The organism is Nitrospira sp. NS4, from assembly GCF_049546785.1.
In the GTDB taxonomy this organism is placed as follows: Bacteria; Nitrospirota; Nitrospiria; order Nitrospirales; family Nitrospiraceae; genus Nitrospira_D.
In genome coordinates, this window is record NZ_JBMWAN010000001.1 from 420,530 (window position 1) to 440,926 (window position 20,397).

19 protein-coding genes are annotated in these 20,397 nt (G+C 59.7%); 1 reads left to right on the plus strand and 18 read right to left on the minus strand.

The window, feature by feature from the left end:
• Positions 1-147 precede the first annotated feature (147 nt).
• Positions 148-285 (minus strand): hypothetical protein, encoded by a 138-nt coding sequence (locus tag ACO9S2_RS01900; protein ID WP_423720104.1) that lies wholly within the window; start codon positions 283-285, stop codon positions 148-150.
• Between the two features lie 778 nt (positions 286-1,063).
• Between ACO9S2_RS01900 and ACO9S2_RS01905 the strand changes: the two genes are divergently transcribed.
• A complete protein-coding gene (locus ACO9S2_RS01905) occupies positions 1,064-2,101 on the plus strand; it encodes a thioredoxin domain-containing protein (RefSeq protein ID WP_423720105.1) in 1,038 nt (345 codons plus the stop codon).
• 240 nt (positions 2,102-2,341) lie between these two features.
• Here ACO9S2_RS01905 and amrB read toward each other — a convergent pair whose 3' ends face one another.
• The 17 genes from amrB to lepA form a co-directional block, all read right to left on the minus strand.
• The gene (amrB, locus tag ACO9S2_RS01910; protein WP_423720107.1) at positions 2,342-3,586 is read right to left on the minus strand and encodes an AmmeMemoRadiSam system protein B; all 1,245 of its coding nucleotides are present in this window, start codon (positions 3,584-3,586) and stop codon (positions 2,342-2,344) included.
• Positions 3,587-3,721: 135 nt separating this feature from the next.
• Entirely contained in the window at positions 3,722-4,471 is a 750-nt protein-coding gene (locus ACO9S2_RS01915; RefSeq protein WP_423720108.1) for a hypothetical protein, read from the minus strand.
• Between the two features lie 15 nt (positions 4,472-4,486).
• Complete coding sequence (locus tag ACO9S2_RS01920) at positions 4,487-5,332, minus strand: hypothetical protein (protein WP_423720109.1); 846 nt, start codon at positions 5,330-5,332, stop codon at positions 4,487-4,489.
• A 106-nt stretch (positions 5,333-5,438) separates the two neighbouring features.
• A complete protein-coding gene (locus ACO9S2_RS01925; RefSeq protein ID WP_423720110.1) occupies positions 5,439-6,089 on the minus strand; it encodes a hypothetical protein in 651 nt (216 codons plus the stop codon).
• The gene (locus ACO9S2_RS01930; protein WP_423720112.1) at positions 6,086-7,249 is read right to left on the minus strand and encodes a DUF6754 domain-containing protein; all 1,164 of its coding nucleotides are present in this window, start codon (positions 7,247-7,249) and stop codon (positions 6,086-6,088) included. Before ACO9S2_RS01930 ends, ACO9S2_RS01925 begins: the two co-directional genes overlap by 4 nt.
• Positions 7,250-7,430: 181 nt before the next feature.
• Positions 7,431-8,561, minus strand: a complete 1,131-nt coding sequence (locus tag ACO9S2_RS01935; protein ID WP_423720113.1) for a hypothetical protein — start codon at positions 8,559-8,561, stop codon at positions 7,431-7,433.
• 79 nt (positions 8,562-8,640) lie between these two features.
• Entirely contained in the window at positions 8,641-10,476 is a 1,836-nt protein-coding gene (locus ACO9S2_RS01940; RefSeq protein ID WP_423720114.1) for a glutamate mutase L, read from the minus strand.
• Complete coding sequence (locus tag ACO9S2_RS01945; protein WP_423720116.1) at positions 10,476-10,826, minus strand: hypothetical protein; 351 nt, start codon at positions 10,824-10,826, stop codon at positions 10,476-10,478. Before ACO9S2_RS01945 ends, ACO9S2_RS01940 begins: the two co-directional genes overlap by 1 nt.
• An 86-nt stretch (positions 10,827-10,912) precedes the next feature.
• A complete protein-coding gene (plsY, locus tag ACO9S2_RS01950; protein WP_423720117.1) occupies positions 10,913-11,518 on the minus strand; it encodes a glycerol-3-phosphate 1-O-acyltransferase PlsY in 606 nt (201 codons plus the stop codon).
• 116 nt (positions 11,519-11,634) lie between these two features.
• Entirely contained in the window at positions 11,635-12,231 is a 597-nt protein-coding gene (pgsA, locus tag ACO9S2_RS01955; RefSeq protein ID WP_423720119.1) for a CDP-diacylglycerol--glycerol-3-phosphate 3-phosphatidyltransferase, read from the minus strand.
• A 16-nt stretch (positions 12,232-12,247) separates the two neighbouring features.
• Positions 12,248-13,210 carry a KpsF/GutQ family sugar-phosphate isomerase gene (locus tag ACO9S2_RS01960; protein WP_423720696.1) on the minus strand — a complete coding sequence of 321 codons (963 nt, stop codon included), beginning with the start codon at positions 13,208-13,210 and terminating at the stop codon, positions 12,248-12,250.
• A gap of 38 nt (positions 13,211-13,248) precedes the next feature.
• On the minus strand, positions 13,249-14,076 hold the full coding sequence (kdsA, locus tag ACO9S2_RS01965; RefSeq protein ID WP_423720120.1) for a 3-deoxy-8-phosphooctulonate synthase: 828 nt from the start codon (positions 14,074-14,076) through the stop codon (positions 13,249-13,251).
• 152 nt (positions 14,077-14,228) lie between these two features.
• Positions 14,229-15,830, minus strand: a complete 1,602-nt coding sequence (locus tag ACO9S2_RS01970; RefSeq protein ID WP_423720121.1) for a CTP synthase — start codon at positions 15,828-15,830, stop codon at positions 14,229-14,231.
• Between the two features lie 49 nt (positions 15,831-15,879).
• Positions 15,880-16,680, minus strand: coding sequence for a 3-deoxy-manno-octulosonate cytidylyltransferase (gene kdsB, locus ACO9S2_RS01975; RefSeq protein ID WP_423720122.1), 801 nt, complete (start codon positions 16,678-16,680; stop codon positions 15,880-15,882).
• A complete protein-coding gene (rfaE1, locus tag ACO9S2_RS01980) occupies positions 16,673-17,698 on the minus strand; it encodes a D-glycero-beta-D-manno-heptose-7-phosphate kinase (protein ID WP_423720123.1) in 1,026 nt (341 codons plus the stop codon). Before rfaE1 ends, kdsB begins: the two co-directional genes overlap by 8 nt.
• 20 nt (positions 17,699-17,718) lie before the next feature.
• Positions 17,719-18,474: a signal peptidase I gene (gene lepB, locus ACO9S2_RS01985; RefSeq protein ID WP_423720124.1), complete on the minus strand. Its 756-nt coding sequence runs from the start codon at positions 18,472-18,474 to the stop codon at positions 17,719-17,721.
• Entirely contained in the window at positions 18,471-20,270 is a 1,800-nt protein-coding gene (gene lepA, locus ACO9S2_RS01990) for a translation elongation factor 4 (protein ID WP_423720697.1), read from the minus strand. The genes lepB and lepA overlap by 4 nt, the downstream gene beginning before the upstream one ends.
• Between the last annotated feature and the right edge of the window lie 127 nt (positions 20,271-20,397).

Below are 20,397 nucleotides of genomic sequence, written 5' to 3' on the forward strand. Positions count from 1 at the left end.
GAACCGCTGTCTTTCAGCGGGCGGGCGCACCGACCATGTTCACTCCCACCGTAGTCCCCGTTTGCGCCACAAGAATCCCCCTTCTCAATTCCAAGTGTCACCGGCCCCCTGGGACAGAAAATATCCTCCGATTCTCAGAGTTGTGGTCTACGTAAACAGCGAGTTGACGCCGCTGCTCTCCATGAGAATATCCAAAGCTTCTTGAATGCTGAAGGCGAAAGCATCAACATTCTTCTTCCACCCTTGGCCGTCAATCTGACCTTGCCCCGTGTCCTGCGGGCGCAAATGATAAGCTCCTCTATGGAACCCGGCCGAATGATAATCTTGCGAGATCCCGGATTGCCTCCTGCGGATCGGAAAGAGCCGGCTGTGATGATGGAGGCTCTACGGACGTACCTGTCTCCCGCTTCCCCATCTCTGCAGATCAATCCGGTCCTATCGGAGAACTTGCTACTGCATGGCTGTTTTAGGAAATGACGTAGAATTCGACCCCGCCGCATGCACCGTCTGACTCACCACGAAACTGGCTCAGTCACCGGTGCCCGACGATCAGAAGCCTTGCCACAGCAGATACCGCACAGACGAGAATAGGGGTCAGCACCCAAATGACCTGATGCTCACTTTTCTCCAGTTCAGAAACTGATTATCGCCAGCGTCATAGTAAGGGAGAGCGGAATAGCCGCGGAGGGGCGGTCAAACTGATCAAGCCACGTCATGGGCATTCCCATTGCTTCATCTCTCTGTAAATCGTGCGTTTATCGGTCGGCTACAACCGAATTTCTGCGGCAGTTATTCCTCAGCGGCATGCATGACTCGGCCTGGAAGGGAATGCCCCCTCCGCCTATACCGATAAGTTGGAGGACGCGCTATCCACTGGCGAGTACTTCTTTGAGCGGGGGACAAGCGCGCCGCACCCGAGTAGCACGAGTCATGGCATCCGGAGACGGAACTCAGGCCTGGTGCGAATTATCAACAAATCATGGATTTTCAGGGACCTCGTCGCTATGGTTTTCGATAGCGACTTGATTCACGGACTCTACAACTCCTCAAACAGATGACGCCAATGCTGACTTCCCGCCTTTTGATCGCCCTCGGCCCCATTATTGCCCTGGCCTGGCTCATCAGCTCCGCGGCGAAGCTTCAGTCGTCAAGCGCGGAGCCTGCCACATCCGCGGTTGCGGCAACCGTGAACGGCCGTTCCATCACCGTGCAGGAAGTGGAGCTGGCGGCGGCCATTCCCCTCTACCAAATAGATCAACTGCGCAGCCAACGGCTGCACCAGACGCTCCAACAGAAAATCGAGGATCTCTTGCTGGACGCTGAGGCATCGCGGAAAGGGCTCACCGTCTCACAGCTTCTGAACGAGGCTGCTCAATCGGAATCCGTCGCCAGGCTTGCCAACCTCCCGGGTCCGGTCAGACGGTTGAACTCAAGCCCGGGCCAGAACGGTTCACACCAGGAGACCGGGCAGGACCTTCAGGAACAAGCCAGGATTCGGCAGGCACTGCTGGTCACCCTTCGCCGCAAATCAGACATTCGGATTGCCATGAAGCCCCCGGAGCCGCCAATGCTCTCGGTCAGCGTTGATGATGATCCCTCGATCGGTCCCGCCGATGCGCCGGTCACCATCGTGGAATTTTCAGACTTTCAATGCCCGTACTGCCGGAACAGCGTGGAGGTCATGAAAGAACTCCGCCGGATCTACGGTGAAAGGATTCGCCTGGTGTATCGGGATTATCCCGGGCCAAACCACCCCTATGCGGCCCAAGCCGCCGAAGCCGCCCAATGCGCGGGAGACCAGCGCAAGTTTTGGGAGTACCACGACTTGTTGTTTGATCGTCAAGCGCCAGGGACAGGGTGGAACTTCATCGAGCTGGCCAAAGAGATTGAGCTGAGACAGGAGACCTTTGCTGCATGTATGGACACAGCACGCTATAGGGAGGAGGTGGCCAAAGACCTTCGGGACGGACTCAAGCTCGGGATTACCAGCACTCCGACCTTCTTTGTCAACGGCCGCCCTCTGATTGGGGCTCACCCCGCCGCTGATTTTCACGCCTTGATCGACAAGGCTCTCGCCGAGTCAACCTTAGTTGGGCCATGACTGTGAGTATCGCGTCCTCACCAGCAAAATCCCTCGGACTGACTGGCCGCTTTGGAAGCCGCAATCGCTATGACCGTCCCTGCCGGCATCATATGGGGACGCATCCGGCGCGGCGATTCAGAGAACCGGACACCTTCCTTCAGGCTCACCGCTCTCACCAGAATAGGCGGTGGTCCGTCGGTGTGTGCGAGGGAAATATTCCTGCGCCCCGCCTGAATAAGTGAAGAAGGAACCGCCGGACTAGAAGAACGCCATGCTGGCGTAGGTGACGGTGGAGTTGTACTGATCGGTAATGCCGCGGTCGTAGCGGAGGACCTGGCCGGACTCCGCATCGATTAATCGCAAGAGAGAGAAGATCGGCGCGAACCCGGAGATGCGGCGCTGGTCGTTCTCTTTGATGATGTAGTTGGCAAACTCGTCCGCTTTCCGCTCTTCCACCGGCTTCAACATCTCCAAATCGTGCTGCATCGAGCGATGAAACGAGAAATCGGTCGGCGGTTCTTTGTCGCCATAGCGCATGCCGAGATGAGCCAGTTCTCCCGCCCCGATCACGCAATAACTGCGACCGGACTCCTTGAGGATCTCGCGCAATCCATCCAGAAACGCCACCACCGATTGCAGCACGGCCGGTTCCGCCACGCTCAACGCGGAGAAGGAACAGAGGATCGGAACAATGGTGAAGGGCTTCTTGCTGCCGACGATGTCTTGGAGGAACGGCAATTGGAATTCAATGGCATGTTCGGCTTGATGGCAGAGATCTTCTTCAAAGGCCAGGGGGAACCGCTCTCTGATCTTCGCCAGCAAGGGCTGGTCCGCCTTCACCACGCCCAGCGGCGTTTCAAAATCTTTGTCCGTGACGGCAAACAGGTTATCGAGGCCGGCGTAGGCCGTCCCGAAGATGACATAGACATCCGGCTGCGTCGCTTCTTGCAGTTCTTTATAGGCCCAGGCGTAGATCGGGCCGGCTTGCTTGAGATCATAGGTCGGCGCCACAAGGGCCTTGATCGGTTTCCCGGCATTCTCTGATGGCTTGAAGTCCGGTCCTTCTTTAGAGGTGAAGAACCCGTCGATCTGCTTTTTCAGCTTTGCCCCGTCCGCCTCATAGGCACGGCCGGCAAAAGCCGCCCTCCGCAAGGGGCTTTCGCGATACTGCGCCCGCTGTGTCTTGCGGGCTTCCTCCGCCCGGTCCCCTTCGAGAAAGAGCTTTGTATCGAGGTCGGCTACCAACTGCCCCACTTTATCGGGCATGAGGAACTCGCCGAACCGCTTCAAGTACAGGGCGCCGATTTCCTGGAGCGAATGTTCGCCGTCGAAATGCTGGACGATGAAGAAGTAATTGAGCGGCAGGACGAGCTTTTCTTTGCTCAGGCCGGTCGGGTCCCACAGCACGATGTATTGCTCCTCGCCTTCTTTAATGGGCGAGAATTGGAGATTGCGCAGGACCGGGTACTGCTTGGGATCTTTGGCCGCGGTGGTAGTCGTCATAACGCTCCTTTATTGACCGGCATTGTAATAGAGCGAGAGAAGAAGCTGCAACCGGCAGGAAAAGGCTCAGGTTAAAGGGGGGGAGGTCGAGGGGGAGTTCCCCCCTGAACATTTGCCTTGGCCGCAAACCTCTAGTCAGTGAGATTCCGGCGGCTCGCCCTCCGTCCGTCGGCTGAGGAAGATCAACGTGCCGATGGTCACGAGGGCCAGCCAAATCGTCGGGCGGCCATAGGAGGCGTCGGAGAATTCGATCAGGTCGGTCAGCCGGCCGATCAAGAGCGACATGCGGGCCATGACGGTATAGCCGAAGGCCGCGCCGAAGGAGATCATCAGAAACATCACCCCGGTCCGCGCCACCATCCTCCCAGGCCCAGTGTGCTCGACCGAAAAAAAGAAATAGAACAGCACCGAGCTGACGCCGATCAGAATGATAATCACGTTGAGGCTGCTGGCGGGATTGTGCAGATCCCAGGAAAACGTGACGCCGCCGCCGGGCGCCAGCATCAGCAGCGGGCGAACGGTGTCTTCGATCTGTTTCAAAATGAACGACGAGATCGTCCGGGGAATCGCCAGCCCGGACCCGACGCCGACGATGAACGCAAACGCATAGCGCGACAACCAGGACGCCTTGGGAACATAGCGGGTCAGCATCAACGAGCCGATCATCACGGGGACCAGCAACACCCACTCTCCGTTCTCGACGATAGGCTTGATGATTAGATGCACCAGGACCGTGTCATAGGCCTTCACGATCGTATAGCCGACCGAAACGCCCACATAGAGGTGCTCAGCCAGCTTGAAGAGCGGGTTATCTTTATAGAGAAACGACAGGATAAAAAGCGTCAGCCCTGTCGCCACCCAAGCCCCGATCAGCGTTGCGTCCATATCGTTATCCGTTTCCTACGACCGTTCGCCTTGCTGCCGCGCCTGCCGCCGCATTGAAAAATAGAAGATGTTGCACAGAGCGACGAGCACGATGATGGCCAAATGCGTCGCAGACTGGGCATCCATGCCCGCCACCGCCCGCCCTTTTTGTCCAATCAAAGTCTCATACTCCGCTGCGCCGCGAAGGCCGCCGATCAATCCATTGATCTGCCCGCTGCGCAGCAAAGGATAGAGGCCTGGCGCAATGACGCCGGTACACCCGCCGCCTAATTCGAACTTGTATTTGTCCTTGCCGAACACATACCAGGCCTCGACACCGGGATTCCCGGCTCCAAGGCTCACGAGATAGGTGACATCCCTGAGGCTCTGTACTCCCTCCAGCACCGCCTGGCCCTTCGTCGGCTTCCCGCCATAGTCGCTCGGAAAGGTGTTATAGAGATCCTGGCCCAGGTTGATGATGACCGCCGTCCCGCCGGGACTCCATCCAAGAAACGTGTAGTCCTTGCCGCGCTCTTTCCCCATCTCCTGGGCGACCTGCGTGACCAATTGGTCGGCCATACCCGTGCCTGACACCCATAGCGTCATCGTGACAACACGGAGATTCTTGCGGAAGGCGTGGCGGAGAATGGCGACCGCCTGGGGATACAATTCCGGCTTCGACGCCGGATCGAAATCGATCGACAAGAGGAAGACAGAGCGCTCAGGCATCTGCTCGATATAGTCGTACACGCCCCGGACCTCCGAGGAAATCTTAATTGGAAGCCCGACCGGATAGAGCAAGGGCAAGAGCGTGCAGAGCCCGATCACCGCAAAGATGATCCGCCGGTCGATCTTGAGCATGCGTTCCGCGAAAGTCACCATCTACTCCAATGACACTGGCAAGAGGCCAGAGGCGAGAGGCGAGAGGTCACACGACTGGACATCTTCCGATTTCCTCCTCTTGCCACTCGCCTCGCACCCCTAGCCGTCACTCTTTCCCCCCGCCCAGATACGACCGTTCCACGCCGAAGATGATCTTCAGCGACAGGGCCACGGTGCCGAGACTGACGCCGATCAGGATTGCGCGCCGCACCGAGGCGTTCAGCACATTCAAAATCCATTGCGACACGTCGCCGCTCACGGGAATCAGATACTCGCCGAGCGGCACCCGGCCCATCATCACAATCACCGCCGCAATGAGGAGCACAGCGGCTTCCCGGCTCCTGGCCCGAAATGAACGGTACGCGGCCGACGCGATGAAAAAGGCCAGAATGGCGAACATGGTGCCCTGCAGCGGCACCATCATAAAGTTGTAAACCCACCCGAACGCGGTCGAGACCCCCTCGACACTTTCCTTTCCATTGGCCCAGAGACCCACCGCAATCGTGCCGAGCATGCCCGCGTAGAGGACGACACTGTAGCCCCACCCCGCTTCTTTGCGGCGGATCTTGGCCGCATGGACATGAAAGAGGCTGGTCACGCCCAGCACCAGCGCAAATCCACCGATGATCTGCATCCACTTGGTCGCCGAGGTCAGGACCTGCTCCGACGCCGGATGCGGCACATAGTATTGTCCCGCGAACACCAACCCCGTAATCATGGTGATCAAGAGCGGCAGCTGTCGGCGGAAAAAGATCATTTCACATCCTTAAACAGTTCAAGAAACAACTGCGGCCACTCCGCATGAAGGATCACACCCAGCGTGGCCAGGGCCGTCCCAACCCCGATGGCCGTCAACAGCACGGCCTTGCCGAGATCCTGCCCCCGCAGCGTCCCCATCTGCACCGGCTCTCGAGAGAGATAGGCGCTGGCCGCATACAGCTCCTCGCCGATCAACGTGTAGTCGCAGGTCGTCACGAAAAACGGCAGCTGGTGATCGGAGTCGGTCCCGGCGATCTGGATTGCGCCCGTGCTGGCGCCGGTCTCCGTCAGCAGCAAGGATTCGGCGAAGTAGGCGCCCATAAAAAAGTTGGCCGCCGGCTTCTTGCGCAACATGATGCCGTCCACCGCCGCCGTGTAACTGAATTGATCGCTGGTGATGAAAAAGTTGGAATCTTCCTTGAACAGATCCGGCTTGCCCGCTTCGAGGTAGGCCTGTTTCGTGATTTCCTGGCACACCGCCATCGTGATGGGATCGCGATGCGGGACCATCAACTCCGTTTCATACGAAGCCGTGCGTTTGGCGACGCGCCCGAGAATGACCGCGGCCGCGATCGTGGAGGGATCGCTCATGTCGTGCGCGCCGGTCAGGTACAGAATCGGCTTGCCCAATTCGGTGGCCCGGCCGATGGCCTCATCTACCGCGTCGAGGCCGGGAATCCGCCGCAGGAAGATCTCTTTCTTCTTCGCCTGGCCGATGCTGTAGAACACCAGCCCGCCGAAGAGGACCGCCAGCACCAGGTTGTTCACCGCATTCCAATTGAACCAATTCGCCTGCGGTGTCGCGATGATCGTCGGCCCCACGAGCCGTTCCGCCCTTCGCACCGAAGCCACCGCCACCTGGTAGCGGACCCCATCTTTGAGTTCGACACCCTTCCCATTCCGCACGACAAAGAGATGATCGGTCGAGGCGCCGACTCTCGTCCACCACCCCTGCTTGGACTCACGCACATAGTGGGTCGCAGCGGGAAACTCCGCGATCACTTTCAGTGGGCCTAATTCGGTGGAGTCGCCGACCTCACCGAACCAGATTTCATAGCGGACATCTTCCCGGTCCTGGCTCCCCGCCGCCCACACGACCGTGAGACTCTTCCCTCCGTCATTCGGTGTATCGAACACCTGCACCTGACCGGGCGGCATCAAGGCGTCTTCCGCAAGGACAATGTTAGATGACACGCCACAGACAACTATCAACAACAGGATGTTCAGAAAGACCATCCAGCAAGGCCGCAGCGAGTGAAGGGCCGAGGCGTACCCTCTGGGGTACGTTGAGGGTCTGAACGATGCGAGAACGACGCTGGGGGGCTTTTTCAACATCCTGTCACGAGCCTTCGATGACTTCAATGTTGGTTCTAGGCACCACCGCCACCTGGCCGTCAGGGAACTGCACTTCCAGCACACGCACTTCGCTTTCGGTCGGAATCTTCTGCAAATCCGACGGCAGCGCCGACACCTGGCCGATCTTGCCGAACAGTGGATCGCGGATGATGCGCACCGGATCGCCGATCTGGATACCCTCGCGCTGCGGCGCCACAGTCACGCCAGCCGACACGGCCCCCGCTGGCTTCGCAATGACGATTTCCGGCCGGATCACCCCGGCTCGAATCTGCGTCGCCCCTGAGATAGCGGCCTTCTGCCCGGCATGAGCCGACAACAGCTTGAACGTCTTTTGCGCCATCGGAATCGTGCCGAATCCCTCTGTCAAAATCAGTGTGAACCCGACCTGCTCTGTCCCGGTAATCGCCACGCCCAGGTCGTACCCGAGCAAGGCCCGGAGATCCTTATCATGAATCCCCCCGACCACCAAGCCCGCAATACCCACGGCCTTCGCCTTCGCCAGCGTTTCAGCCGGCAGGAACGACCCGCCGACGACGATTTTCCCCTTCATGTCGGCCGTCAGCTGCGCCGGAGTCAGCACCTCGTCAGGCGACCGGGCCGCCATCGCCAGTGTCCCCCAGGTCTCCCCGCCGATGCCGAAGATGCCCTGGATCAGCGTACAGACCGCTTCGACCGTCACCCCCTGCTGTGGCTGCACCTCCACGACCGTACCATCCACATAGGCTAAGACTTCCAGAACCCGTGGAGGCTCCCGCAACAACACCTGCCCCGTCACCGTTGAAACCGACTCGACCGTCCCCGTAATCGGCGACCGGATCTCCGTCTTGAACCACTTAATGAGCGGTTTGTTCTCCGCGAGAATCTCGTCCTTCTGCACCGGCTCGCCCGGTTTCTTGACGAGATAGTCAGAAATCTCGTCCGGCGCGACACCCAGCTGGTTGGCGAGATTCAGCGGATAGACCTTGCCGGGCAGCTCGGCTTTGGCCACCGGCTGATTCGATTGCACCTGATCGCCCACATTAACCAGTACCGTGCCAGGCAGCGGTAATTGCCGCCGCCGCCTGATGACGGTCTGCTCGGTCACTGTCAGCCCTGGTGTATAGGAATGTGCCATGGTAAACCCTGTGGCGAGAGGTACGAGGCAAGAGGCTAGAGGAAATCACGCCCATCGCCTCTAGCCTCAAGCCCCTCGCCTACACCTTCGGATACAACTCCACCGCCTTGAACCATTTCGTGAGCGCGGCCACGCGGGCCGCCGAATCGGCGGGCAACTGCAACGGCCTGCCGCGTCCATCGAGCATGACACCCACCACCCCGCCTTGCACCTCGCGCGTCACCGGCACGCCGGCCCCCTGCCCCAGATTGATCGCTTTCGCCGGCTGCATCGTCAACGTCGCCTTTTCGTTCACGCCCAGAGAGAAGAGCCGCAACTCTCCCATTTTCAATTGCTCCTTCACCACACGCCCATCCGGGACCGTCAGTTCATAGTCGGCCAGCCGCTCGCCGTCCTTGGCCTGTCCGATCGGCGCCACGCAGGTCCCGAGGTAGACCATGCAATCGCGCACGAACACGTCTGTCGCGGCTTTCTCGTTAATGGTCGAGAGCACACCCAGATGCGGCATCATAAAGATGCTGTCCACCGACAACATCGTGAACCCGAGCGGCTCGTACGCATCCACCATCATCAGCATCGACTGGATCCGGCGCGGCGCATGGGAGAGAATCCCGCCGCTGCCCACGATGAGATCCAGCTTGAGCATGTCGATCAACGTTTTTCCGGAGGCTCCCTGCTCGAACACGTCGGAGATCGTCCGTTCCTGTTGCACGCCTTTGAGGCCGGTCGCCAGCGATTTGTGATGAATCAGGGCCAGCCGTAGCGCTTCGCGGGAAATGGCCTGCTCGATCTGCAATTCGTCGAGGGTCTGCGGAATCGTCGTAGGCCGCACCATCTTGTTCTTGATGCGATTCCGCAGCGTCTGCTCGTCGATATCGAACGGCACCCAGCGCATGATGTTCGCGAGCCCCGCCTCGGCCAGCACATTCGAGATGCTGTAGGACATGCCCAGGTTCGCGCTGACCGTGCGATTGAACACCCCCTCGAAGACCGAGAACACGTCCGTCGTCGCGCCGCCGATATCGACGCCGATCAGGTTGAGGTGTTCCCGCTTCGCAATGGTCTCCATGATGACACCGACCGCTGCCGGCGTCGGCATGATCGGCGCACCGGCCATCTCCATCAGCTTCTTGTAGCCCGGCGCCTGCTGCATGACATGTTCAAGAAAGAGATCATGAATCTTGTTCCGGGCCGGCGCCAGGTTCTCGCGCTCCAACACAGGACGGATATTCTCAGTGATTTCAAGAGCGGCCTTCTCGCCCAGAATCTTCTTCACCTGTCCCTGCGCATCCTTGTTGCCCGCGTAGATCAGCGGTAGTTTGTACGTCGCGCCGAACCGTGGACGAGGCTCCGCCGCCGCCACATACTCGGCCATCTCGACGACATGCGTCACAGCGCCGCCATCAGTGCCGCCGGACATCAAGATCATGTCCGGCCGCATGGAGCGAATCCGCTCGATCTTCTCGTGCGGCAGGCGGCCATCGTTCGAGGCCAGGACATCGATCACAATCGCGCCGGCGCCGAGCGCGGCTCGCTGCGCGCTTTCACCCGTCATGTTCTGCACCACGCCGGTCACCATCATTTGGAGACCGCCGCCCGCGCTGCTGGTGGAGATGTAGATATCGACGCCGGTCTTCGCATCACGGCAGGGGGTGATGATCTTGTCGCCGTCCAGAATCTTGCGGCCCGAAAGCTCTTCGATTTCGGCAATGGCATTCAGCACGCCGCGCGTCACGTCCTCAAAGGGCGCCTCGACCGTCGTCGGCGCCTCACCGCGATAGGTCTGGCGATATTCGTCGCCGACCTTCTCAATGAGAATGGCCTTCGTCGTCGTGCTGCCACAGTCGGTAGCCACGATGACGTTCAACGGATAGTCGATCTTGGGTTTGTCGGATGCGTAGGCTGGAGCGCTCATCAAACAGACTTCGCCTCGATAAGGGTGATCAGGCGGGCAATCGTGTCACGCCGTTCAAGCAACCGCGCGACGTGCTCAACCTCTGAGGCATTGAAGGCCCATTCGATGATCGGCCTGAAGAAATGCAGCGCCTGGCTGCCCAGGAAACTCATGGGGCCGAGGGACTCCAGGAACACGATGGCCGGCGCCGCCATACCGCGCGTCACCACCGCATCGGCGACGCGCTGGAGCAAGGAGAGATCGTCGTTCGTGAATACTTCGGTGTCCGGCTGAGTTGAAAAGGCATGCGAGAATTCCGCACGGACCTTGCCCCATGTTTCCGCCAGCGACGCCTTGGTGAAGGAAGCCATAAGTGTGTGGAAAGGCAGTCAAAAACAATTATGGAAGGGCATTATAGGAAGGGGTGGGGAGAGAGTCAATTTAAGGATACGATTGCTCAAGTCTTCTTCTGCCCGATCTTGCTCTCCGTCCCGTTCCACAGCCGTCCGATGTTCCCCTTGTGCTTTACCACAATGAGGCCGCTGACGACGACGGAGAAGAGGACAAAACTGACCGTGGGATGGACGAGCGCGGCGATAAGCGGAAAGAGGCCGAAGGCGGTCAGTGCGCCGCCGGACGAATAGCGCCAGAGGGCGACGGCGCCGAGCCAGGCGAGCAGCAGGATCAGTCCGATGAGTGGCGCAACACCGAGCACCGAGCCCAGCGCGGTTGCCACGCCCTTGCCGCCTGAGAAGCCGAGAAACGGGGAAAAGAGATGCCCGAGGAACGGCGCGAGCGCCACGAGCAGGATGGTCCATTCGTCTTGCAGCAACTGCGTCGCCGCAAACCCCATGACCCAGCCTTTGCCCATGTCCCCGACCAGCGTGAGAATGCCGGCCTTCTTCCCCGACACCCGCAACACATTGGTAAAGCCGACGTTCTTGCTGCCGACCGTACGCGGGTCTGGCAGCCCCATCGCCTTCGACACCACCACGCCAAAGGGCACGGCGCCGAGCAGGTACCCGATCACGACCAGAGCAACTAGCAGCCAATTCATGTCCATGGAGATATCCGACAAGCTCGAAGAAAAAGCGGTAAGAGAACTATCGCGCAGGCAGCGAGAGTCACAGCTTATTCACCGACTCCACCCATCACTGGTCACGCGTCACAGGGATTCGGCTATAGCCCTTTGGCGACAACCTGCTTCCAGAAACTCCACACATACTGCCCGCCCGAGATGTAGCCCAGCACCAGCGAGAGATAGAGCGTAGCGAGGCCGGCCAAATGGAGGTTGCCGAGTTCGGCGAGCCCCGTTCCTTCCAGGATCAACAGCACAATGGCCACCACTTGCAGCGCCATCTTATACTTGCCGGTGGTTTCCGCGGCGATGATCATCCCCTCGCCGGCCGCGATGGCCCGGATGCCGGTGACGGCCACTTCACGCGCGATGACGAGGATCGCGACGAGGGCGCTGACCCGATCGATATTGACCAGGAGGATCAACGCCGACAGCACCAGCAGCTTATCCGCGATCGGATCGAGCAGCTTCCCGAGCTTCGTGACCTGCCCGGTCCGGCGGGCGATGTAGCCGTCCAACATGTCGGTCATCGCCGCGACGGTGAAGATCACGGCGGCGATCAATGACCGCTCCGGCGTCGGCGTGATAAAGAGGACGATGAAGACGGGAATGAGCAGAATGCGGATGAGCGTGAGCAGATTGGGGAGGTTGAGCGACTCCTGCCCGATTTCCCGCCAGACTTCTAGGACGCGGTTCATGGGTCAGTAGTGTCCCTTAGACAATGCCGCTCTTCAACAGATCATGCAAATGAATGACGCCGCGGATGTTGCGATCGCCTTCCGTAACAACGAGTGTGGTGATGGAAAACCGTTCCATCATCTCAACCGCTTTAGCTGCGAGATCGTCCGGCCCGATGGTCTTGGGGTTTCTCGACGCGAGCTCACGCGCCGTCGCCCTGGCAAAGTCTCCGCCACGCTGAATGAACCGCCGCAGGTCCCCGTCCGTGATGATGCCTGCAAGCTTGCCAGCCCGATCGACCACGGTCGTCATCCCGAGCTTCTTCGCCGTCATTTCCAGCATCGCCGTCGTACCGGCGACCGATTCGGTGACTTGCGGCAGATCGGCCCCGGAATGCATGAGATCTTTGACCCGCACCAGCAGGCGGCGCCCCAGCGTGCCGCCCGGATGGAATTGGGCGAAGTCTTCTTCCCTGAAACCCCGTTTCTGTAACAGCGCCACGGCCAGTGCATCGCCCATCGCCAACGTCGCCGTCGTGCTGGCCGTCGGAGCGAGCCCCATCGGGCAGGCCTCTTCCGAAACAGACACATCCAATGCCACGTCGCTATTCTTCGCCAGGGTGGAGTTCATCCGCCCCGTGAGCCCGATGACCGGAATACCCATACGCTCGACGTAGGGCAGGATCTGCAACAGTTCAGCCGTCTCACCGCTATTGGAAATCGCAATCAACGCATCGCGGCGGGCCAACATGCCCAGATCGCCATGCACCCCTTCGGCAGGATGAAGAAAGAAGGAGGAGGTGCCGGTGCTGGCCAGGGTCGCGGCAATCTTCTGCCCGATCAGGCCGGACTTGCCCATGCCCGACACGACCACTTTCCCTTTGCACTGAAAGAGCAAATCCACCGCGTTGGCGAACGTGTCGTCCAGACGCGTGACCATCGCCTGCACCGCGCGCGCTTCGATTTCGAGCACACGCCTCCCGTCGCCCAGGCTTCCCAGGCTCTTCACGCTTTTGGGCCCCGGGGAACGCTTGGTCTTTAGCTTCGAGGTTTTGCTGCTTCGCATATCCGCATGACCCGTTCGAGCAAAGTTTTTAATTGGTGCAACGGCACCATATTCGGACCGTCGGATAGGGCCTCGTCCGGGTTGGGGTGCACTTCCATGAAAAATCCGTCCACGCCGGCGCCGGCCGCCGCGCAGGCCAACGGTTCGACAAACTCGCGCTGGCCGCTGGACTTGGTGCCCCCGCCGCCGGGCAACTGCACGCTATGCGTCGCGTCGAACACGACGGGATAGCCGAAGCTCCGCATGATGGGAAACGAACGCATATCGACGACGAGGTTGTTGTAGCCGAAGGAGGATCCGCGCTCGGTGAGCACGATGCGCTGGCTTCCGCACTCTTCCACTTTCTTCACCGCATTCGCCATTTCAGGCGGTGACAGGAATTGCCCCTTCTTCACATTGACGACCTTGCCGGTCTTCGCCGCGGCGATAAGTAGATCCGTCTGGCGACAGAGAAAGGCTGGAATCTGCAATACATCAACCACCTTCCCCGCCTCAGTCGCCTGCTCGTCCGTGTGGACGTCGGTGAGCACCGGAAGCCCCAACTGGTCTTTGACCTTCTTCAGGACCGCGAGACCCTGCTCAAGGCCCGGACCGCGGTAGGACTTGATGGAAGTGCGGTTGGCTTTATCGAACGAAGCCTTGAAGACGTAGGGAATCCCGAGGGACTTGGCGATCTCCGCAATCCGGCCGGCCGTGTCCATCACGAGCTGCTCGCTCTCGATGACACAGGGACCGGCAATCAGGAACGGCCGATGTCCCGCGCCGACCTTGAATGAACCAATCTGAACTTCGTGTGCCATAATCCAATCTTCTTCCAACTTCTTTTGCGATGCTCAAACAGGCTATCCAACAAGGCCGCAGGCGAGACAAACCCGGAGGCGTACCCTCAGGGGTACGTTGAGGATTTTGTCGAGCCGAGAACGAAGTTGGGAGCCTGCTTCAGCATCGCAACTTAGTGTCCACACTTGCGGCGCAACGCGGCACCGACAAATCCGCTGAACAAGGGATGTGGATGGTGCGGGCGCGAGCGGTACTCGGGATGGAACTGCGTCGCCAGGAACCAGGGATGCTCTTTGAGTTCGACGATCTCCACCAGCCGTCCGTCCGGCGACAGGCCGCTCAGAACCAACCCCTTGGCCGTCAGTTGTTCACGATAGGCATTGTTGAATTCGTAGCGGTGGCGATGCCGTTCACGGACCTCGCTCACCCCGTACATCTTCTGCGCCAGCGTGCCCTCGCCCAATTTGCAGAGATAGGAGCCCAGCCGCATCGTCCCGCCCTTGTCGCTGACCCCTTGCTGATCGGACATCAAGTGGATCACCTGATGGGGCGACCGTTCGTCGAACTCGGCGCTATTGGCCCCCGCTAATCCGGCCACATTCCTTGCAAACTCAATCGTCGCGCACTGCATCCCCAAACAGAGCCCGAGAAACGGCACCTGGCGCTCGCGCGCATACGTGATGGTGAGAATCTTCCCTTCGATCCCGCGCGTCCCGAACCCGCCGGGAATCAAGATCCCGTCGGCCTCGCGCAGGATCCGCTCCGTCCCCTGACGCTCGACGTCTTCGGACTCAATCCAGGAAATATTGACCTTGGTTTCATGATCGATCCCGCCATGCACCAGCGCTTCAGACAGACTCTTGTAACACTCCTTGAGCCCGGCATACTTGCCGACCAGCGCAATCGACACCTCGTGCTTGGGGTGCTTGATCTTCTGCACCATCGCATCCCATTCACGGAGATTGGGAGGACCGGTCTCGATGTGCAACTGCCGGACAATCAATTCGTCGAGGCCTTCCTTCCGGAAGACGATCGGCACCTCGTAGATCGTTTCGACATCTTTGGCGGTGATGACGGCATCCTTCTCGACGTTGCAGAACATCGCGATCTTGGCCTTCATCTCCGGCGGAATGTACCGGTCGGTCCGGCACAACAAAATATTCGGCTGGATACCGATCTCACGCAGCTTGTTCACGGAATGCTGGGTGGGCTTCGTCTTGAGTTCGCCGGCTGCGCCGATATAGGGCACCAGCGTGAGATGGACATACAGGACGTTATCGCGCCCCACATCGTAGGGCATCTGCCGGATCGATTCGAGAAACGGCAGACTCTCAATATCGCCGACCGTCCCGCCGATCTCGACGATCGTGACATCCATGCCCTTCGAGATGCGCATGATGCATTGCTTGATCTCGTCCGTGATATGCGGAACGACCTGCACGGTGCCGCCGAGATAATCGCCCCGCCGCTCTTTGGTAATGACGGAGTTGTAGATCCGGCCGGTCGTATAGTTGTTTTCCTTGGTCAGCGAGAGCGACGTGAACCGTTCATAGTGGCCGAGGTCGAGATCCGTTTCCGCCCCGTCATCGGTCACGAACACTTCGCCGTGCTGGTACGGGTTCATCGTTCCCGGATCGACGTTGATGTACGGGTCGAGCTTCAGGAAGGTAATCTTCAACCCGCGGCTTTCGAGAAGGTTCCCGATGGAGGCCGAAGCCAGCCCTTTACCCAACGACGAGACCACTCCGCCTGTCACGAAAATAAATTTGCTCATGGTTGCCCCCACGATCGGCGACCGCCCCATTGCGATGCGTCCACCCGTCTCATCGGCTCGGCACCACTCGATTCCGGCCCAATTCCCGCTTCATCGAATCGTACTGCTGCAGCTTCTCGACCACCTCCGGCACATCCTCCGGCATGTCCACGCGCAACGACGCATGCCCGGTCTCCCAGACCCTGATGCGAACCCCGTTTTCCAGCGCGCGGAGCTGCTCCAGCTTCTCGGCATCTTCCAGGGGGCTGGTGCCCATCGCGGCGATCCGCAACAGAGTGTCCTTCGTGTACATATAGACGCCCAGGTGGATATAGTGGAGACCGCTCACGACCTGCCGGCTCGGATCGTCGCGTACCCAGGGAATCGGCGCACGCGAAAAATACAATGCGTAGCCTCGCGCATCAGAGACCACTTTGACGATCGCCGGATTCTGGAGGTCATCCGTCGCATCCATCTTCCGCTTCAACGTCCCCATGTCCGCGCCGCTTTCCATAAACGGTTCGATGAGGTCCGAGAGCAGTTCGGGGTTCAGCGGAATCTCGTCGCCCTGCAAATTCACGAAACACTCGCCGGCAAACATCCGCGCCACGCCGGCCACCCGGTCGGTGCCCGTGCGGTAGTCCCCGGTCATCATCACGACGCGCCCGCCGAACTGATCCACCGCCTGCTTGATCCGGTCATCGTCGGTGGCCACCAGCACCTCGTCCACCGACCGGCAGGCCGCAGCCTGTTCATACACATGCTGGATCATGGGTTTCCCACCCAACTGGGCCAGCGGCTTTCCGGGGAAGCGGGACGACCCGTAGCGCGCAGGAATGACGACGGTCACCGATTGCGACGAGTTACCCATTCCCCACCGCCTCCAATAACTGCTCGGGGGAAACCGTTGCGGTCCCGACCATGCCGACGACGATCCCGGCCGCATAATTGGCCAGCGTCGCGCCTTCGCGCATGCTGGCGCCGGTCGAGAGCGCGAGGGCCAGGGTGCCGATCACGGTATCGCCGGCGCCCGTGACATCGTAAACCTGGCGCGCCTGCGTCGGCAAATGCCAGGAACTTCCTTCCCCCTCGTAGAGGCTCATGCCTTTTTCACCGCGGGTAATCAGGACGGACTGGCAGCCCAGTCGCTGCCGGAGCAGTGCCCCCGCCTGATCGACAGTCTGATCGTCATCGCCGTGCAGCCCGGCCGCCTGCGTGGCTTCCAGATGATTCGGAGTCATCACGGTGACATTCTTATAGTAACTGAAGTGCTCGACCTTGGGGTCCACGATGATCGGAATCCGGCGCAAGGCGGCCAGCCTCGTTAATTCCGTCATGAGCTGAGCCGTCACGACTCCCTTCGCATAGTCGGACACGACCAGGCAGGACAATTCCCGCATACGGGATTCGACATACCGCAACATACGTTTCTGCAGCGTGCCCTTCAGCTCCTGGCGCCCCTCCACGTCGTACCGCACGATCTGCTGGTTATGGGCGATGACTCGGCTTTTTCGCGTCGTGGGACGGTCGTGATCGATGATGACGCCGCCACGGGAAGACCGGCCTGTCCGCCGGCTTCCCAGCTCTTTCAGCAGCAACCGTCCGCTCTCATCGGCTCCGATCACGCCGCAGAGGTCGGCCTTGCCGCCCAACGCCAGGATGTTATTGAACACATTGGCCGCGCCGCCCAACCGCAGGGATTCGGACTCCACATGCACGACCGGCACCGGCGCTTCGGGAGAAATCCGGCTGACCCGCCCCATGACATAATGGTCCAGAATGAGATCGCCGATGACCAGCACGCAGGCCTGGGGAAATCGCTGCACGTACTGACGGAGCGCCTTCGGAGAGGCCGGCGATTTGGAGCCGCTGCATACCTGAGGTGCCATGGCCTGCTGCCTGTCCTTCCCTACTGAATCGCCTTGCCGAACCGGTCCCATCGAACCCACTCGGTCCAATCGCCCTGCCCGCTCCAGGACCAATAAATGCGAAAGGCTTTGCCCCTGATCTTCTCTTCGCGCACATAGCCCCAGAACCGGCTGTCGAGGCTCTGATCCCGATTGTCGCCCATGACAAAATAGGAGCCTTCCGGGACGGTCACCGGCCCGAAGTTGTCGCGCGGATTGACCGAACTGTCGATGATGCCGGGATCGATGCGCTGCGTAAAGGCTTTGTCGTCCAACGGCTGCCCGTTCACGAGGACCATTTTGTTTCGAATCTGCACCGTATCGCCGGGCCCGCCCACGATCCGCTTGATGAAGTCTTTCTCTTCGTCTTCGGGAAACCGGAACACGATGATGTCGCCCCGCTGCGGTTTCCCGAAAGCGACGACCGTACTGGAGGTATAGCAATTCACCGGAGGAAAGGCGGGTTGCAGTTTGCAATCGGTCGGCCACTGCAGGCCGTACGCCAGCTTGCTGACCAGAATATGATCCCCGATCAGCAGCGTGGGAATCATCGACCCGGACGGAATCTTGAACGCCTGCACCACGAACACGCGAATGGCAAACGCCAGCAGCATCGCCACGACGATGGCTTCGGCATATTCACGAACGATCGATTTGGCGGTCGGCCGATCCGCGGCGGTGTCCGGCGACCCGGAGGAAGCCTCGGCCGAAGGATCAGGCACATCGTCCAGATTGGGAGGGGTCGGCTCGGCGCTCATTCGTCACCGACTTTTAAGAGGGCGAGAAACGCCTCTTGCGGAACGTCGACGCTCCCCACCGACTTCATGCGCTTTTTCCCTTCCTTCTGCTTTTCGAGCAACTTCCGTTTGCGGGAGATGTCACCGCCATAGCATTTGGCGATCACGTTCTTCTTCATCGCGCCGATCGTCTCGCGGGCGATGATCTTATTCCCGATCGCCGCCTGGATGGCGATTTCAAACATCTGGCGGGGAATGAGCTCTTTCATCTTCTCCGCCATCTGCCTTCCACGATAGTAGGCCCGTTCTTCATGCGTAATAAACGACAAGGCATCGACCGCCTCGCCGTTCAGCAGAATATCGATCTTCACCAGCTTGGACTCCCGATAGCCGAGCAGTTCGTAGTCCAGCGACGCGTAGCCCTGCGTGCGCGACTTCAGCTTGTCGTAAAAGTCCAGGATCACTTCGTTGAGCGGCATCTCGTAGCTGATAACCACCCGCGTCGGGTCGAGGAAATGGATATCCCTCTGAATGCCGCGGCGCTCCTGACAAAGCTTGAGAATCGACCCCATATACCGTTCGGGCGTGATGACGGTGGCCAGAATAAAGGGCTCCTCGAACGATTCGATGCTGCTCGGCTCCGGCAGCTCGGCCGGATTGTCGATTTCCAGCACATCGCCTTTCGTCGTCAGAACGCGATAGACCACCGTCGGGGCCGTGGTAATCAGCGTCAGCCCGTACTCCCGTTCCAGGCGCTCCTGAATGATCTCCATGTGCAGCAGACCCAGAAAGCCGCACCGGAACCCGAACCCGAGCGCCAGCGAGGTCTCCGGCTCATAGATGAAGGAGGAGTCGTTCAAACGCAGCTTGACCAGCGCATCCCGCAAGTCTTCGTATTTCGCCGTATCGGTCGAATAGAGGCCGCAGAAGACCAGAGGCTTCACTTCCTTGTAGCCGGGGAACGGGGTGCTCGTCGGCTGGGCGGCATCGGTCAGCGTGTCGCCGATCTTGACGTCCGCCACTTCCCGCATGTTCGCACAGAGATAGCCCGCTTCGCCGGTCAACAATTCGGATTTCTTGGTCCGCTTCGGCGTGAACTGCCCGACCTCCATCACTTCGAAAACCCGATCGTTCGACATCACTTTGATCTTCATGCCGGGACGAACCGAACCGTCGACGATCCGGGTCAAGACGATCACGCCCTGGTAATTGTCAAACCAGGAATCGAAGATGAGCGCCTTCAGCGAAGCGTTGGGATCCCCCGAAGGCGGCGGAATCCGCTCGATGACGGCCTCCAGCACCTCCGGCACCCCCTTGCCCTCCTTGGCGCTGATCAGCATGGCATCGCTGGCATCCAGCTGCAGCACATCCGAAATCGACTGTTTGGTGCCTTCGACATCGGCGCTGGCCAGATCGATCTTATTGATGACCGGGATGATGGTGAGGTTGTTCGCCATGGCCAGATTCACATTGGCAATGGTCTGCGCCTGGACTCCCTGAGTGGCATCCACCAGCAAGAGCGCTCCTTCGCAGGCCGCAAGACTGCGGGAGACTTCATAGGTAAAGTCCACATGCCCTGGCGTATCGATCAAATGCAGCGAGTAGATCTTCCCGTCTTTGGCTCGATACTTGATCGCAACCGCATGGGCCTTGATCGTAATGCCACGTTCCCGTTCCAGGTCCATGGCATCAAGGATCTGCTCCTTGGCCTCCCGGGCGGTCACCGCGCCAGTTGCGTCGAGGATCCGGTCAGCGAGGGTTGATTTGCCGTGATCGATATGGGCGATAATCGAGAAATTGCGAATAAGACTTTGCAAATCCAGCTCTTTTCTGAAGAAAATCGGTTCATTATAGTAACTGCCCTCCGGGTTGTCAAAGCGGCTGCGCGCCCGTATAATCCTCACCACACGCTGATTTTCTGTTCCTTTCCACGCACACCGTCGC

Coding starts and splice junctions, on each gene's coding strand:
- lepB (WP_423720124.1), bottom strand. CDS start 18,474: ATGAGCGCCGAGCCGACCCCTCCCAATCTGGACGATGTGCCTGATCCT.
- ACO9S2_RS01905 (WP_423720105.1), top strand. CDS start 1,064: ATGCTGACTTCCCGCCTTTTGATCGCCCTCGGCCCCATTATTGCCCTG.
- ACO9S2_RS01970 (WP_423720121.1), bottom strand. CDS start 15,830: ATGAGCAAATTTATTTTCGTGACAGGCGGAGTGGTCTCGTCGTTGGGT.
- ACO9S2_RS01925 (WP_423720110.1), bottom strand. CDS start 6,089: ATGATCTTTTTCCGCCGACAGCTGCCGCTCTTGATCACCATGATTACG.
- kdsB (WP_423720122.1), bottom strand. CDS start 16,680: ATGGGTAACTCGTCGCAATCGGTGACCGTCGTCATTCCTGCGCGCTAC.
- ACO9S2_RS01930 (WP_423720112.1), bottom strand. CDS start 7,249: ATGCCGCCCGGTCAGGTGCAGGTGTTCGATACACCGAATGACGGAGGG.
- ACO9S2_RS01940 (WP_423720114.1), bottom strand. CDS start 10,476: ATGAGCGCTCCAGCCTACGCATCCGACAAACCCAAGATCGACTATCCG.
- ACO9S2_RS01945 (WP_423720116.1), bottom strand. CDS start 10,826: ATGGCTTCCTTCACCAAGGCGTCGCTGGCGGAAACATGGGGCAAGGTC.
- plsY (WP_423720117.1), bottom strand. CDS start 11,518: ATGGACATGAATTGGCTGCTAGTTGCTCTGGTCGTGATCGGGTACCTG.
- amrB (WP_423720107.1), bottom strand. CDS start 3,586: ATGACGACTACCACCGCGGCCAAAGATCCCAAGCAGTACCCGGTCCTG.
- pgsA (WP_423720119.1), bottom strand. CDS start 12,231: ATGAACCGCGTCCTAGAAGTCTGGCGGGAAATCGGGCAGGAGTCGCTC.
- rfaE1 (WP_423720123.1), bottom strand. CDS start 17,698: ATGGCACCTCAGGTATGCAGCGGCTCCAAATCGCCGGCCTCTCCGAAG.
- ACO9S2_RS01920 (WP_423720109.1), bottom strand. CDS start 5,332: ATGGTGACTTTCGCGGAACGCATGCTCAAGATCGACCGGCGGATCATC.
- ACO9S2_RS01935 (WP_423720113.1), bottom strand. CDS start 8,561: ATGGCACATTCCTATACACCAGGGCTGACAGTGACCGAGCAGACCGTC.
- kdsA (WP_423720120.1), bottom strand. CDS start 14,076: ATGGCACACGAAGTTCAGATTGGTTCATTCAAGGTCGGCGCGGGACAT.
- ACO9S2_RS01915 (WP_423720108.1), bottom strand. CDS start 4,471: ATGGACGCAACGCTGATCGGGGCTTGGGTGGCGACAGGGCTGACGCTT.